This window comes from Deltaproteobacteria bacterium (assembly GCA_019308905.1).
Taxonomy (GTDB): Bacteria; Desulfobacterota; BSN033; order WVXP01; family WVXP01; genus JAFDHF01.
Map to the genome: position 1 here is coordinate 1 of JAFDHF010000049.1, position 15943 is coordinate 15943.

Annotated in this window: 13 protein-coding genes; all 13 read left to right on the plus strand. The window is 58.1% G+C overall.

The features are described from left to right. Nucleotides 1–435 precede the first annotated feature (435 nt). On the plus strand, nt 436–861 hold the full coding sequence (locus JRJ26_14745; GenBank protein MBW2058750.1) for a MerR family transcriptional regulator: 426 nt from the start codon (nt 436–438) through the stop codon (nt 859–861). A 97-nt stretch (nt 862–958) separates the two neighbouring features. Next, on the plus strand, nt 959–2134 hold the full coding sequence (locus JRJ26_14750; protein ID MBW2058751.1) for an acetyl-CoA C-acetyltransferase: 1176 nt from the start codon (nt 959–961) through the stop codon (nt 2132–2134). Between the two features lie 202 nt (nt 2135–2336). Continuing rightward, nucleotides 2337–3185, plus strand: a complete 849-nt coding sequence (locus tag JRJ26_14755) for a 3-hydroxybutyryl-CoA dehydrogenase (protein ID MBW2058752.1) — start codon at nt 2337–2339, stop codon at nt 3183–3185. Between the two features lie 86 nt (nt 3186–3271). Continuing rightward, nucleotides 3272–4417: an acyl-CoA dehydrogenase family protein gene (locus tag JRJ26_14760; GenBank protein MBW2058753.1), complete on the plus strand. Its 1146-nt coding sequence runs from the start codon at nt 3272–3274 to the stop codon at nt 4415–4417. A 47-nt stretch (nt 4418–4464) separates the two neighbouring features. Continuing rightward, nucleotides 4465–5610, plus strand: coding sequence for a (Fe-S)-binding protein (locus tag JRJ26_14765; GenBank protein MBW2058754.1), 1146 nt, complete (start codon nt 4465–4467; stop codon nt 5608–5610). Between the two features lie 230 nt (nt 5611–5840). Further along, nucleotides 5841–6635, plus strand: coding sequence for an electron transfer flavoprotein subunit beta/FixA family protein (locus JRJ26_14770; protein MBW2058755.1), 795 nt, complete (start codon nt 5841–5843; stop codon nt 6633–6635). Beyond that, entirely contained in the window at nt 6636–7610 is a 975-nt protein-coding gene (locus JRJ26_14775; GenBank protein MBW2058756.1) for an electron transfer flavoprotein subunit alpha/FixB family protein, read from the plus strand. A 31-nt stretch (nt 7611–7641) separates the two neighbouring features. Beyond that, nucleotides 7642–8796 carry an acyl-CoA dehydrogenase family protein gene (locus JRJ26_14780; GenBank protein MBW2058757.1) on the plus strand — a complete coding sequence of 385 codons (1155 nt, stop codon included), beginning with the start codon at nt 7642–7644 and terminating at the stop codon, nt 8794–8796. A gap of 115 nt (nt 8797–8911) precedes the next feature. Continuing rightward, nucleotides 8912–10318 carry a CoB--CoM heterodisulfide reductase iron-sulfur subunit A family protein gene (locus JRJ26_14785; protein ID MBW2058758.1) on the plus strand — a complete coding sequence of 469 codons (1407 nt, stop codon included), beginning with the start codon at nt 8912–8914 and terminating at the stop codon, nt 10316–10318. After that, a complete protein-coding gene (locus JRJ26_14790) occupies nt 10315–12258 on the plus strand; it encodes a CoB--CoM heterodisulfide reductase iron-sulfur subunit A family protein (protein MBW2058759.1) in 1944 nt (647 codons plus the stop codon). Before JRJ26_14785 ends, JRJ26_14790 begins: the two co-directional genes overlap by 4 nt. A 74-nt stretch (nt 12259–12332) precedes the next feature. Next, nucleotides 12333–14003, plus strand: a complete 1671-nt coding sequence (locus tag JRJ26_14795) for a methylmalonyl-CoA mutase family protein (GenBank protein ID MBW2058760.1) — start codon at nt 12333–12335, stop codon at nt 14001–14003. 103 nt (nt 14004–14106) lie between these two features. After that, nucleotides 14107–14514 (plus strand): cobalamin B12-binding domain-containing protein, encoded by a 408-nt coding sequence (locus JRJ26_14800; GenBank protein ID MBW2058761.1) that lies wholly within the window; start codon nt 14107–14109, stop codon nt 14512–14514. A 22-nt stretch (nt 14515–14536) separates the two neighbouring features. Next, complete coding sequence (locus tag JRJ26_14805; protein MBW2058762.1) at nt 14537–15934, plus strand: thiolase domain-containing protein; 1398 nt, start codon at nt 14537–14539, stop codon at nt 15932–15934. The last annotated feature ends 9 nt before the right edge of the window (nt 15935–15943 follow it).

The window sequence follows — 15943 nt, forward strand, 5'->3', positions numbered from 1 at the left end:
CTTTTTGCCTCCAAAACAGGAATAACGCCCAATCTGGTAAGAAGAGAAGTTGAGGGTCAACTGTTACTGCCTTTTGCTGTTCAACTTTTCTAAAAATTTTGGGGAAAGTCCTCAAGTCTTTACTCTTGACAGGGGCCTCTTAATGGGTGACTCTGGTTCTCCACTGTTCAAAGTAACTTCCGCCTACCAAGGATGGCTCACAAGGTTTCGCATAAAATCATAGGCGTCCCCTAACTCCTAACTCGCTAATTCGCCCCCTAACTCTACTAACTCCCTAACTCCTTTTTTTGACGGTGGATCAGGGGCAGGCGGATTTGTTGAAAAAAGACGGGAAAGAGGGTATATACTGAGGAGCCATTGCAGTTTACGTTAAGTGAGGCGCGTCTCCGGCAGAACTCGATTTCTTGCAATTCAGCGAGGGGCACGGCTTTGATCATGGGCAAGGGAGGGACTCCTGAGTCCGGGTATTACGGGATTGGGGAACTGGCCAGGCTCGTGGGGCTCACGCCCCGGACGATCCGGTACTACGAGGAAATCGGCCTTCTCAACTCGGTGAAGCGGGTGGAAGGAGGAAAGCGGGTCTACACGGACATGGATTACCAGCGGCTCAGGTTCATCAAGCGCCTCAAAGACCTGGGGCTCACCCTTGCCGAGATGCAGGAGCTCGAGGATATTTACCAGATCCATAGGACCAACCGCAAGGTCCTTCCAAGACTACTTGAACTCCTCGAGCACCATGCCAGCCGGATCGACGAGAGAGTCCAGAACCTAAACAGGCTCAAGAAGGAAATAGTCCAGTACCAGGAGAGGATAAGGCAGAAGTTGAATCACGGGCTACAGGAGAGATCGATTCGGAAATAGAAGAATCTGGACCCAAGAAACGGGCCGAGGCCGGGGGATCTTGGTTCCGAATCCTTCGATTTCAAAGGAAAGACTGGGAATTTGCCGGGAGGAAGGGATGAACACGGTGGTCATCGCCAGTGCGGTCAGAACGCCCATAGGGAACTTCATGGGAGGGTTGAGCAGTCTCTCCGCGACGGAACTGGGAGCTCTTGTGATCTCGGAGGCGGTCAGGCGATGCGGGATCGCAAAGGAAGACGTGGACGAGGTGATAATGGGGAACGTCCTGCCCCACGGGCTGGGACAGAATCCAGCCCGCCAGGCCCTGCTCATGGCCGAACTCCCTGTTGAAGTCGGTGCAATGACGATAAACAAGGTCTGCGGTTCAGGGCTGAAAGCGGTCATGGTGGCCGCTCATGCCATCATGGCGGGAGATGCCGAGGTCGTCGTTGCAGGGGGGATGGAGTCGATGAGCCGGGCCCCGTACTACCTCGACAGGGCCAGGGAGGGATACCGGCTCTGGGACGGAAAACTCATCGATGCAATGGTCCACGACGGCCTCTGGGACGTGGTCAACGACTTCCATATGGGGTACACGGCGGAGCTCGTCTCTCAGAAGTTTCAGGTCTCTCGAGATGACCAGGATAGATTCGCCTTCCAGTCGAACCAAAGAGCCCTGAAGGCGACAGCCCAGGGAGGCTTCGAGGCGGAGCTCCTGCCCGTCGAGATCCCGCAGAGAAAAGGGGCTTCTCTCGTTGTCGACAGGGATGAAGGGCCGAGGCAGCCGGACCTTGAGGCAATGGCCAGGCTCAAGCCGGTTTTCAAGGAGGACGGAACCGTCACGGCAGGCAACGCTTCAAAGATCAGCGACGGTGCAAGCGCCCTTGTGGTGATGTCTCTCAAAAGGGCAAAGGAACTCGGTGTAACCCCCATGGCCGCGGTTGGTGCCCAGGCATCGGCAGGAGTGGAACTCAAGGATATTCTGGTCGCCCCCATCAAGTCCATACCCAAGGTTCTGGCAAAGGCCGGTCTATCTGCAGACCGGATCGACCTTTTCGAGATCAACGAGGCCTTTGCAGCATCCACCGTGGCCATCATCCGGGAACTCGGGCTCGATCCTGAAAGGGTCAACGTGCGTGGGGGGGCGATCGCCATGGGACATCCCATCGGGGCAAGCGGCGCCAGGGTTCTGACGACTCTTCTTTACGCCATGAAGGATCGGGATGCAAAGCTCGGCCTGGCCTCTCTCTGTCTCGGCGGAGGTGAGGCGGTCTCGCTCATTGTGGAGAGGTAATCGTTCAGACCGTTCGATCGCTCGCGTTTGTTCGAGACGTGAAAGAGTACCATATCAAGGCGGTTCCGCCTTTGTCTGGATCTAACTTCTCCCTGGCGCGGTGTGAACGGCTTGAACGTTTCCAACTCTCTCGATTCGAACGAGGTCGCAAACAGCGACCGATCGAACGACCCGAACAACCTGAACGTTGACTGGAGGAGGTATGGAAATCAAGACCATTGGTGTTATCGGTGCGGGGCAGATGGGGAGCGGCATAGCTCAGGTCGCCTCCACGGCGGGTCTGAGCGTGGTCATGAGGGACATTGCAGACCAGCTCGTCGAAAAGGGGCTGGCCGCCATCGGCAAGAACCTCGACCGGTCGGTCCAAAAAGAGAGGATCACCCCTTCACAGAGGGAACAGATCCTTGCCAGAATCAGGGGAACATGCCGGTTGGAGGATATGGCCGAGGCAGACCTGGTGATCGAGGCTGCGACGGAGAGCGAACCCCTCAAGCTCGAGATCTTCGGGAGCCTCGATGGGATCTGCCGGAAGGATGTCATTCTCGCCACGAACACCTCGTCCATATCCGTTACCAGGATCGCCTCCGCCACTCAGAGGCCCGACAGGGTTATCGGCATGCATTTCATGAACCCGGTTCCGGTTATGAAACTCGTGGAGATCATCCGCGGTCTTGCCACGTCGGAGGGCACCTTTGAAACCGTCAGAGACCTGAGCGAGAGGATGGGAAAGACTCCGCTTGAGGCCGGGGACTTTCCGGGTTTCATCTCAAACAGAATCCTCATGCCCATGATCAACGAGGCCGTCTATGCCCTCTTTGAGGGTGTCGGCAGTGTCGAGGCTATCGACGGAGTGATGAAATTGGGAATGAATCATCCCATGGGACCCCTGGCCCTGGCAGACCTGATAGGTCTCGACACCTGTCTCGCCATAATGGAGGTTCTCCATCAGGGCTTCGGGGATTCCAAGTACCGGCCCTGCCCTCTATTGAAGAAATACGTGGCCGCAGGCTATCTCGGAAAGAAGGTGGGCAGGGGGTTCTATACCTATTGAGAGCGCGTCCGCAAAGCGAAACCTTAACCTCGGTCCTGCACGCAAAGCGGCGAAAAGGCACACGAACTACGGACACGAGGTAACCCATGGACTTCAGGCTGACTCCAGAACAAGAGATGATCAGGGATACCGTCAGGAATTTCGCAGAGAAACACATCGAACCCGTGGCAGCCCGGTTCGACGAACGCGGAGAGTTCCCCTATGAGAACCTGAAAAGAATGGCCCGACTCGGGCTCATGGGAATGAACGTCCCGGCGGAGTACGGAGGATCCGAGGCCGGCGTGGTGGCTTACAGCCTGGCCATCACCGAAATCGCAAAGGCCTGTGCCTCTCATGCCGTAACGACTTCCGTAACCAACATGGTGGCCGAGGTGATCAATGAATTCGCATGTGAGACCATGAAAAGGAGGCACATCCCGAGGCTCTGCAACGGTGAGTATCCTGCAGGGGCCTTTGCCATTACGGAGCCGCACACCGGCTCGGATGCGGCCAACATAAGGACCTCTGCCGTGGCCGACGGCGAGACATATGTATTGAACGGGACCAAGAGCCTCATCACCAGCGCGGCAGAGGCGGGTGTGACAGTCGTCTGGGCGGTCACCGACAAGAAAGCCAGGAAGGGAAAGGGTATCAGCGCGTTTCTCATCGAGCGGGGAAACCCCGGCCTCCTTGTGGGAAAGGCGGAGAACAAGCTCGGCCACAGGGCCTCTTCCACGCACGAACTGATTCTTCGCGATTGTCGTGTATCCAGAGACTCCCTCCTGGGAGAGGAAGGCGAGGGTTTCAGGATAGCCATGATGGAGCTTGACGGCGGCCGCATCGGAATCGCGTCTCTGGCGGTCGGTGTCGGGACCGCGGCGATCGATTATGCGGCACGGTACGTGAAAGAACGGGAGGCCTTCGGACAGAAGATTTCGAGGTTCGAGGCGATCCGGTGGATGATAGCCGACAGTTACACCGAACTCGAAGCGGCAAGCCTCCTCACCCTTAGGGCGGCTTTTCTCAAAGAGACGGGAGAGAGATTCACCCGTGAAGCCTCCATGGCAAAGCTGTTTGCCACGGAGACTGCAAAGCACGTCGCAATGCGGTCTGTCCAGATGCTAGGAGGGTACGGCTATACCACGGAGTATCCCGTGGAGAGATATCTCAGGGACACGGTGGGAACCACTCTCTACGAGGGTACCTCCGAGGTGCAGCGGATAGTGATCTCTCGGGAGATTCTCGGATCCTGAGGCTATCTCATTTCCCAGCTTGAGGCCAAAGACTGGAGAAAGCGTCGATGTTGGTATTCGAGAACCGGTCTTTTTGCGAGAGGTACGAGCTTTTCGGCTGTATTCAGTGTGGGAAGTGCACCGGCGGATGCCCCGTCTCTTTCAACTCCTCCCTCAATATCCGGCGCCTCATGCAGGAGGCCCTTGTCCTGGACGATCTCGAAGCCATCTATAAGAAGGACGAGCTTTGGGCCTGCACCGCCTGCCGGACCTGCACTATCCGCTGCCCCAGGGACCTGCGCCCATCGGATCTCATCATCGGCATGCGCACGGCCCTCATCGAGGAGGGACATATCCCGAGGACCCTGATTGAGGCCCTGGAAAGCACGTACAAGTACGGAAACCCCTGGGGAGCCCAGAAGAGCAAGAGGAGCGATTGGGCAGAGGAACTCGGGCTGAAGGTCCTCTCCAGGGGGGATAGTGCGGAAAATCTCTACTTTGTCTGCTGCACTGCTGCCTATGACAGCCGGGTGCAGAACGTGGCCCGATCCATGGTGACATGCTTTCGCAGGTGGGATATCGACTTTGCCATTCTGGGAAACGAAGAGACCTGCTGCGGAAGCGCCATGCGGAGAATAGGGGAGGAGGGTCTCTTCCAGATGCTCATGGAGCAGAACCTGGAAACCTTCAAGAGATACGGCGTCACCTCCCTTGTGACCACTTCTCCCCATTGCTACAATGCCATAAAGAACGATTATTCCCAGGAGAGTCTGACGGTCCGTCACTATACCCAGGTACTGGCCGAAGCCGTGACCAAGAACCCCCTCTTTTCCAGGGAGATAAAAAAGGTGATCACCTATCACGATCCCTGTTTTCTGGGCAAACAGAACGGGATTTTCGAGGAACCAAGAGAGATTCTCAAGTCTATTCCAGGTGTTACCTTCATCGATTTCGATCGATCCAGGGAAAAGAGCCTCTGCTGCGAGGGAGGCGGAGGGCGCATGTGGGTGGAAGCCCCTGATCAGGGTACCCGGTCGGCGGAGATCAGAGTCCGTGACGCAGTGGAGATGGGGGCGGAGATTATTGCCACGGCCTGTCCTTTCTGCCTGCTCACCCTGGAGGATGCGGTCAAGACCACGGGGAATGAGGAGAGACTAAGGGTCATGGACATTACTGAAATCCTCGTTGAAGCTCTGGATCTGGATAGTGAATGATGATTCACCGCAGAGACGCAGAGGACGCGGAGAGTGAATTCTTCCCCTGCCGCTGGAAGGCGAGAGTCCTTATCCCGAGAGTTGAGGGAGTGAAACTTGGGTGGGGGTACAAGCCGGACGTAGTGGTCTGAAAGGCGGTCATTGTTGAGCGGAAAACAACAGAGCCTTAACTCAGCGTCCTCTGCGTCTCCGCCGTGAACAAATCAGACCGGTTGAAGAAAGGAGCTGTTATGGACATCGTCGTCTGCGTCAAGAGGGTTCCTGAGACGGCTGAAGCCGACATTGTCATCGACGAGACGGGCAAGGACATAGACACCCGGGGACTCGTCTTTGATATCAACGAGTGGGACAACTACGCCGTGGAAGAGGCGGTTCTTCTCAAGGAGAAGTACGGCGGGTCAGTGACCGTTGTATCCATGGGTCCCCAGGAGTCGAACGAGACCCTCAGGAGAGCCCTGGCAATGGGGGCTGACGAAGCGATCCGCCTCACCGACCCGGCCTTTTCCGGGTCCGACGGGTATGCCATTGCCAGGATTCTCGGCGAGGCTATCAGGCCTCTCGCCTATGACCTGATCCTCACGGGGGTTCAGGCCGAGGATGACGGGTACGGGCAGGTGGGCCCTACTCTTGCCGAGATGCTGGGAATCGGCCATGCTGCGGTTGTCAATATGATCGAAAGGATCGATGGGGGGAGAGCCAGAATCCATCGAGAACTGGAAGGCGGCCTGGAAGAGGTTCTCGACCTCGAACTCCCCGCTGTTCTCACCATTCAGTCGGGCATCAATGAACCCAGGTATGTCTCCATCATGGGGATCCGAAGGGTGGCAAAGAAGGAGATCAGGGTCCTCGGCCTTGCCGACCTGGCGCTGAAAGAGGATGAAACAGGAGAACAAGGCTCCAAAAGCGTTGTCGAGAGGGTCTTTCTTCCGCCTGCCGGAGAAGGGGCCCAGATGCTGGAAGGATCTGTTGAAAGCCTTGCCGAGAGTGTCGTCTCCATCCTGAAAGAGAAAGGAGGGCTGGCCTAGATGGAAGATATCTTTGTCCTTGCAGAACACCGCCAGGGGGAACTCCGAGACATCACCTTTGAGATGCTCACCAAGGGGAAGGCAATGGCCGAGGAAACAGGCACCTCGCTGGCAGCCGTCCTCCTCGGACACGGGGTGGGAAAGATGGCCGAGCAATTGAAGGACAAGGCCAACAGGGTGATCCTGGTGGAGGACCCGAGACTGGAGACCTACAACTCCGAGGCCTATGAGAGGGTGCTCGCCGAACTCCTGGAAGGGGAGAACCCCCGCCTCCTCCTTATCGGCCATACGGCCTTCGGCATGGATCTCGCCCCGAGCCTTGCGACCCGGATTCGCGTCCCTATTGCCACCGACTGTATCGATGTGACGATCAGAGACGGCGAGGTAAGAGCGACCCGCCAGGTATATGGAGGCAAGCTGAATGTGGAGGTCCGCCTCAAACCCGCTCCGCAATCCGTGATCACCATTCGACCGGCCTCTTTCACCGTGGAGGAATACTCCCTGACCGGGGAGATCGTCACGGTCGCTTCCCCCATGGAAGAAGAGATCGTCTCAAAACGTTTTGTCGAATACGTGGAGGCCGCGGCAGGAGAAGTGGACATCACCCAGGCCAACATCCTCGTCTCCGTGGGGAGGGGGATCAAGGACCAGGATAACATCCCCATGGTCAAGGAACTGGCCGATGCTCTGGGAGCCGCCCTTTCGTGCAGCCGGCCGGTGGTGGACAAGAAGTGGCTTCCAAAGGAACGACAGGTTGGGACCTCGGGCAAGACGGTGAAACCCAAGGTCTACATCGCAATCGGCATCAGCGGGGCCTTCCAGCACGTGGCCGGTATGAAGGGTTCGGGCACCATCATCGCCATAAACAAGGACCCTAAGGCACCGATCTTCAGTGTGGCCCATTATGGAATCGTGGGGGACCTCTTCAAGATTGTCCCGGCCTTGAAGGAGAAAGTAAAAGAGGTCTTTGCCTAGGCGGGGATCTCTGCGGGTTTTTGAGGAGGTAATGGATTTCACACTGACCGATCAGCAGAGAGATATTCAACGCGCTGCCCTCGACTTTGCCCGGGGCGAATTCGACAGAGACCTGGCCATGGAGTTGGAGAAGGCGCATAGCTTCCCCACGTCGATCTGGAAAAAGGCCTGCAGGCTCGGTTTCGTCGGCATCCATTTCCCGGAGCGATACGGCGGCCAGGGGCTCGGCATTCTGGAAAACACGTTGGTGGTGGAGGCCTTCTGCCGGCAGGACTCGGGCATCGGTGTGGCTCTCAGTCTGGCAGACTTCAGTTCCGAGGTCATCCAGAGGTTCGGCACGGAGGACCAGAAAACCACCTACCTCCCCCCGGTCACCCGGGGAGAGGCCATCTCTGCGGGCGCTTACACCGAACCGGATCACGGGAGTGACATTACTCGCCTCTCGACGAGGGCCGTCAAGCAGGGGCGGCACTTTGTGATCAACGGTACCAAGACCTTCATCACCAACGGGGGACTCGCCCGACACTTCGTGGTCCTCTGCCAGACAGACCCGGGGGCCGACCCTCCCCACCGGGGAATGTCGACCCTCCTTGTGGAGAGAGATACGCCGGGATTTGAAGCCTCGGAGCTCGGCGACAAGATGGGCATCCGCATGACGTCGACGGCGGAACTCTCCTTCTCCGATGTCCGCGTACCCCTGGGAAACCTCATCGGCAGCGAAAACAAGGGGTTCTACCAGGTGCTCGAGTTCTTCGACGAGAGCCGGATCGAGATAGCCGCCCAGGCCCTTGGAATCGGTCAAGGGGCCTTTGACAGGTCTCTCGGCTATGCCAAGGAGAGGCGCCAATTCGGAAGAAGAATAGCAGACTTCCAGGTCACCAGGCATAAGCTTGCGGACATGTACACCATGCTTGAGACGGCCCGGCTTCTCACGTACAAGGCTGCCTGGAACTACGATCAGGGCCGTATCGATCCTCAGCTAACCTCCATGGCCAAGCTGCACGCCGCGAGGGTCGGGGTCGAGGTCGCCGAGGAGGCTGTTCAGATACTGGGAGGATACGGCTACATGACCGAGTACGAGGTGGAGCGGTTCTATCGTGATGCAAGAATCATGGAGATCTATGAGGGAACCCGGGAGATCCAGAAGAACACGATTGCAAGCTCTCTGGTTGGAAAGCCGGAGTGACTCATGGGAGTTACCAGGACCGTAAGGCATCCGACAGACAGGATCTTGAAACCAAGTCATTGGGAATTCATCGGGCATTTGGATTTTGACGTTTGACATCGCAGCAGATACAGCCATGGGAGTCCCCCCCAAAGAGACAGAACATCGTGTGACCCCGGCCGCCCTGGTTATCGGAGGGGGCATAGCCGGTATGCAGGCCTCTCTCGATATAGCCGACAAGGGGTTCAAGGTGGTTCTGGTAGAAAGAGAACCTACCATCGGGGGGCACATGGCCCAGCTCGACAAGACCTTTCCCACCCTCGACTGTTCCTCCTGTATCCTGACACCGAAGATGGTCGAGGTCGGCAACCACCCCAACATCGAACTACTGACCTGCGCCGAGGTCACCCGGGTTGAGGGAGAGGTGGGCCGCTTCCGGGTTACCATCACGAAGAAACCGAGATACGTGGACCTGAAGAGATGCACCGGATGCGGCCTCTGCGCGGAGGCATGCGTCCAGCACAACCGAATCCCCAATGAGTTCGACATGGGCATGGGTAAGCGCTCTGCCATATACATCCCCTTTCCACAGGCCGTCCCCCAGAAATACCTCATAGATCCCAACCGGTGCTTCATGCTCACCAAAGGAAAATGCGGAAAACAACCCAGATGCCAGGAGGCCTGCGGACCCGGGGCAATCGACTTCGGTCAAAAAGAGGAGACCCTCACCATCCGGGCCGGGGTCATAGTGGTGGCCACGGGCTACGATCAGTTCGATGGAAGGCTGAAACCCGAGTACGGCTACGGCCTTTACGAGAATGTGCTCTCGGCCATCGAATTCGAGAGGCTCTGCTCCGCCTCGGGACCGACGCGGGGGAGGCTCGAGAGAAACGGGAAAGAACCCAAAAGGGTGGTCTTCATACAGTGCGTGGGATCGAGAGACAGGACGGTGGGAAACCCTTACTGCTCGAGAGTCTGCTGCATGTACACGGCCAAGCAGGCTCATCTCGTACGGGAACTGATCCCGGATGCCAAGATCACGGTCTGCTACATGGACGTGAGGGCCTATGGAAAGGGGTATGAGGAGTTCTACGATCGGGTCCAGAAGGAGGGGGTCGTTTTCAGGCGCGGAAATCCCTCAGAGATATACAGAGAGGGAGACTGTCTGGTAGTCCGGGGGGAGGACACCCTTCTGGGGATGCCGTACGAGGAGAAAGCGGATCTTGTGGTGTTGGCAAACGGCCTGGTCCCCAGAGCAGACGCCCAGGATCTTGGCCTGCTCTTGGGCATCTCCCACACCGAGGATGGGTTCTTCGAGGAAGCTGAAACAAAGGAGACCATCCTCACTGCCAGACCCGGGGTATTCCTGGCTGGCTGTTGCCAGGGCCCCAAGGATATCCCGGACACGGTCGCCCAGGCAAGCGGTGCCGCGGCCCTGTCATGTATACACCTCGCAGAGCAGAGGGCAGGGGCCGAGGGTCCCAAAGCAAACAGAGGCGGGCCCCAGCAGTACGCGAGAGACAGGCATGGAGCACCTGAATGAAGATCGGTGTCTACATCTGCCACTGCGGAGTCAATATAGCCGACCATGTCGATGTGGAGGCGGTCAGGGACGCTGCCAAGGCGGAGCCCCATGTCGCCATTGCCAGGGACTATACCTATATGTGCTCCGACCCGGGACAGGACCTCATCGCAAGGGATATAGAGTCAGAGAAGCTCGATCGGATCGTGGTGGCGGCCTGCTCGCCCAACATGCATGAGCGGACCTTTCGAAACGTTCTTTCCAAGGCAGGGCTGAACCCTTACCTTCTCGAGATCGCCAACATTCGCGAGCACTGCTCCTGGGTCCACACCGACCGGGAAAAAGCAACGGCAAAGGCCATAGATCTCGTTCTGGCAGCCCTTGCCAAGCTCCGGTTGCTCGAGCCCCTGGAGACCGAGGAGAGAGGGGTGACCCCTGCTTGTCTGGTCATCGGGGGAGGCATCGCGGGAATTCAGGCCGCACTGGATATCGCCGCATCCGGTTTCCAGGCCCATCTCGTCGAGAGGGAACCCTTTGTTGGAGGCCATGTGGCCCGCTTGGACCGGACTTTTCCCTACCTCGAGGAGGCCGAGGGGCTGATCCGCCCGAGAGTCGAGGCCCTCCTGAGTCATCCAAGAATCAACGTCATGACCCTCTCCCAGGTCGAGACCGTTGAGGGATCGATTGGAGAATTCCGTGTTGGAGTGAGGAGAAAGCCTCGTTACGTGGATACCCAAAAGTGCGAGGCCTGCGGTGAATGCCTCAAGGCCTGCCCGGTTGACGTAGTGTCCCAGGACAGAGTGGAACCCCAAACGAGAAAGGCGATATACCTTCCCTCACCTTCCGGGCCGGGCAGTTTCCCTGTCGTCGACCCTAATGCCTGTCTACGCTTGCAGGGCCAGACGTGCGATCTCTGTGAAAGGGCCTGCCCTGTGGAAGCAATAGACTTTGCACAAGAGGAACATACCGAGGAGCTGAAAGCGGGAGCCATCGTCGTGGCTACGGGTCACGACCATTTCGATGCCACGGAAAAGGGCGAATTCGGATACGGCAGGTACGACCGGCTCATCACGGCTCCTCAAATGGAGAGCTTGATGTCTCGCGGAGTATCCGAGGGTGGCGAATTTTCGATCGGCGGCAGTGTTCCAAAGACCGTAGCATTCATCCAGTGTGTCGGCTCCCGGGACAAGAAGGTAGGCAATGAGTATTGCTCACGGGTATGCTGCGCCTACACGGCCAAGCAGGCCCTCTGGGTGCGCGACCAAATCCCCGATTCAGAGGTGACGGTCTTCTATATCGATGTGAGGACATTTGGAAAGGGCTACGAAGAGCTTTACGAGAAGGCCCAGAAAAAAGGGGTCATCTACACAAAGGGGATCCCCTCCGAGATATTCAAAAGTGGAGGGAAGCTGGTCCTCAGAGGCGAGGACGGGCTTCTCGCCCGGCCCTATGAGAAGGCATTTGATCTGGTTATCCTCTCCACCGGACTGGTCCCCTCGAAAGGGGCCGGGAATCTCAGGGCGGTGCTCAAACTCTCCCTCAGCTCCGACGGTTTCTTCATGGAAGCCCATCCCAAACTCAGGCCCCTCGACACCGCAAGTGACGGCATATTCCTGGCCGGGACCTGCCAGGGCCCCAAGGATATCGCAGACACCCTGGCCCAGGCCCATGGAGCGGCCTCCAGGGCCGCGACCGTTCTGTTCCGGGGAAAGGTGGCCATCGACCCGGTTATTGCCTCTGTCGACGATCAGATCTGCTCAGGCTGCGGCATCTGCGAGGGGATCTGTGAGTACGGCGCTCTGAAGCTGGAACCCTACACGGGAAAGATGACAGTCAACAGGGCTCTCTGCAAGGGTTGCGGCGCATGCAACTCGGCCTGTCCGAACGGCGCCATCTCTCTGAGACACTTCAGGGCAGACCAGATCCTGGCACAGGTCTACTCCCTTTGTCTGGGCTGGTAGTCTGTGCAAAGGGCCGATCCCTTCTCGTCTGGTCGTGAAACCGTGATGCCCTTGCCCGGGGAAGGAGGGGAAAGATGAGCAAGGACGACCTTACGAGAATCCGGCAGGGGAGGAGACTCCGGAAGAGGGACCTGGAGGAGGCAGAGTCGAAGGTCCCCCCCCGGTCTCATCGTTTCTCCACGGTTTCCGATCTGGAGATCGAAGCCCTCTACACCCCGGAGGACGTCAAGGATCTCGACTATTCCAGGGACCTCGGGTTTCCCGGTCGCTATCCCTTCACCCGGGGGATTCATCCTTCCATGTACCGCGGAAGGCTCTGGACCATGCGGATGTTCTCCGGCCTGGGGGGTCCTGAAGAGACCAACCGGCGTTTCAAGTACCTCCTAGAACAGGGTGAAACCGGGCTCAGCGTGGCCTTCCACTTTCCGACCCTTATGGGTTATGACAGCGATTCTCCGATGGCAAGGGGAGAGGTCGGCAAGTGTGGTGTCGCCGTCGACACCCTCAGAGACATGGAGATCCTGCTGGACGGGATCGCCCTGGACAGGGTTACGACTTCCATGACCATCAACCCTCCGGCATCGATCCTCCTGGCCATGTACATCGTCGTGGCGGAGAAACAGGGGGTGGACCGGAGGCAGATCAGTGGAACGATTCAGAACGACATGCTCAAGGAGTTCATCGCCCAGAAGACCCTGATGCTCCCCCCAGGACCGTCCATCCGCCTCATCGTCGACACCGTCGAGTTCTGTACCCGTGAGGTCCCCTGCTGGAACACTATCAGCGTCAGCGGCTACCACATCAGGGAGGCGGGCGCGACTGCGGTTCAGGAACTGGCCTTTACCCTGGCCGATGGTATTGCTTATGTGGAGGCATGCATCGAGAGGGGCCTCGGGGTCGATGATTTTGCCCCGCGTCTCTCCTTCTTCTTCGACTCCCATATCGACTTCTTCGAGGAGATTTCCAAACTCAGGGCTGCCCGTCGCATGTGGGCCAAAATAATGAAGGACCGATTCGGAGCCAGAAACCCCCGTTCCTGGATGCTCAGATTCCATACACAGACAGCAGGCGTATCCCTGACCGCGCAACAGCCTTACAACAACGTGGTTAGAACGACCGTAGAGGCCATGGCCGCAGTACTTGGGGGAACGCAGTCGCTTCACACCAATGCCCTGGACGAGACCTATGCCATCCCCACCGAGGAGGCGGCCTTCATCGCCTTGCGCACTCAGCAGATTCTGGCCGAAGAGACGGGAATCGCAAATACCATCGATCCCCTGGCCGGCTCGTATTTTGTCGAAGCCCTGACCAACCGGATCGAGCACGACGCCTGGCAGTATATAGGCAAGATCGATAAGATGGGAGGTATGGTAAGGGCCATCGAAAGAGGCTACCCTCAGGCTGAAATCGCGGAATCGGCTTACAGATATCAACAGCAGATCGACAGGGGCGAAAAGACACTGATCGGCGTCAACAGATACGTGACCGAGCATCCTCCCATTCACACGTGGCACATGGATCCCGCGATCGAGAAGAGGCAGCTCGAGCGGCTCAGGGCTGTCAAAGAGGCCAGGGACGCCGCCCTGGTGGAGGCCTGTCTCCGTAAGATACGGGATGCCGCCCTGACCAAGGAAAACCTCATGCCCTATATCATAGATGCCGTGAGGGCCTATGCCACTGTCCAGGAGATCTGCGACGTATTCAGGGAGGTCTTCGGAACATACAGGGATCCAGGGATGTTCTGATGACCCTCCTCGGTGCCCATACCCGCACAGGGGGGAAACAGGGAATACCCGAGTTTACGTCAGGTGACACGCATGCTAAGATAGTGCTGCCAGGAGGATCGGCGTGGGTGGAGAGCGAAAGATCCGGATCCTTATCGCCAAACCCGGCCTCGACGGACACGACAGGGGCGCGCGGGTTATAGCCAGGGGGTTCCGAGACGCCGGCTTCGAGGTCGTCTACACGGGGCTCCATCAAACCCCTGAACAGATTGTGGCCACGGCCATCCAGGAAGATGTGGACCTTATCGGTCTCAGCATCCTTTCGGGCGCCCACGATTATCTCTTCCCAAGGATCATCGAGCTCCTCAAAGAGAAGGGGGCCGCTGATATCCAGGTAATAGGAGGGGGAATCATTCCAGATACGGATATTCCAAAACTAGAAAAGATCGGTGTCAAAGCCGTCTTTACCCCTGGGACCAGGATCGAGGAGGCCATAGCCTGGGTGAGAAAGCACGTGAAACCCAGAGGCTGACACCGGACCAGGAGGAACAGCCATGATCGTGATGAAGGAGGGAAACAAACGGATCCCCAAATGGAACAGGAAGGTCTTCGCCGTGGCCGGGGGGCTAACCGATTACCGCAAGTGGTTTCCGGAGTATAAGCTCGAGGAACTCGTCATGCTCGCCTTCCGCCAGATGCTGGAGCAGAACGATCTGAAAATGGACCCCCTCGAGGTTAAGGGACTGATCAACTACGCGGTCTACGGGCATTTTGCGGATCACTTCCAGGACCAGCTTCTCTGTTCGGCCAAGGTCCACGACTACCTCGGCCTCGATCCCTTGTACAATGTGGGTATCAAGACGGGCGGTGCTACCGGGGGAAGCGCCGTACTCACCGGGGCTATGGCCGTGGCCAGTGGCTATGCCGACGTCGTTCTCGTTGCCGGATGGGAGCGAATGGACGAGGTGGACACCCGCACGGGCAATACCTACATCTCCTTTGCAGCATGCAAGGATTACGAGACCCGGCTGGCCCGCATGTACTCGGCCTACTACGCTCCCATGGCCAAACGCTTCATGGAGACCTACAACCTGTCAGAAGAGACCCGGGCCAAGGTGGCGGTGAAGAATCATCTCTACGCCTGCTCTTCGCCTTACGCGCAGCAGCCTGGCCGCTACACCGTCGAGGAGGTCCTCAACAGCAGAATCGCGGCCTGGCCACTTCGATTCCTCGAATGCTGTGCCATGAGTGTGGGAGCCGCCTCTATGCTCCTGTGCGACGAAAAGACCGCCTGGAGACTAACGGACCGCCCCTGCGAACTCTATATCGCCGGGGGCAGCCACACCCTCCGGGTGGCAGACAGGAGGCATCAGGCGATCCCCCTCCTCCCCCATGAGACGGAAGAGATGTACAGGGATCTGCTCGAACCCGGGTCACGGTACCCCGGGTTCGAGAGCTTCCTCGCTTCGAGGATGGCCGCCTGGTTCTGCTACCGCATGGCAGGGATAGAGAACCCCCTTGAGGATCTCGATCTGGTTGAGCTCCACGATGCCTTCACCATCAGTGATATCCAGACTTACGGCGACATCGGCCTCAGGCCCTACGGCCAGGAGCCGGACTACATCGAGTCCGGTGATGCGTATTACATCAATCCCAATACCGGGAAGCCGGGCAAATGCCCTTCAAACCTCTCCGGAGGGCTCATAGGCACCATGCACGCTGTGGGGGCGACCGGTATCTTCCAGGGCGTCGAGTGCCTCTGGCAGGTCCAGCAGAAGTACGACAAGTTCCACGGAGACCCCAAGATCTGGGAATTCTGGGGAAAGACCAAACCCGATGACTGGCAGAGCCTCCAGATCCCGGACCGCAAGGGATGCCAGGCGGCCTGGGTTTCTCATGCCGGTGTCGGCTCTCATGTGACACTGGGGATCCTGAGAAAGGCCTGGCAATAGGGGGATGAC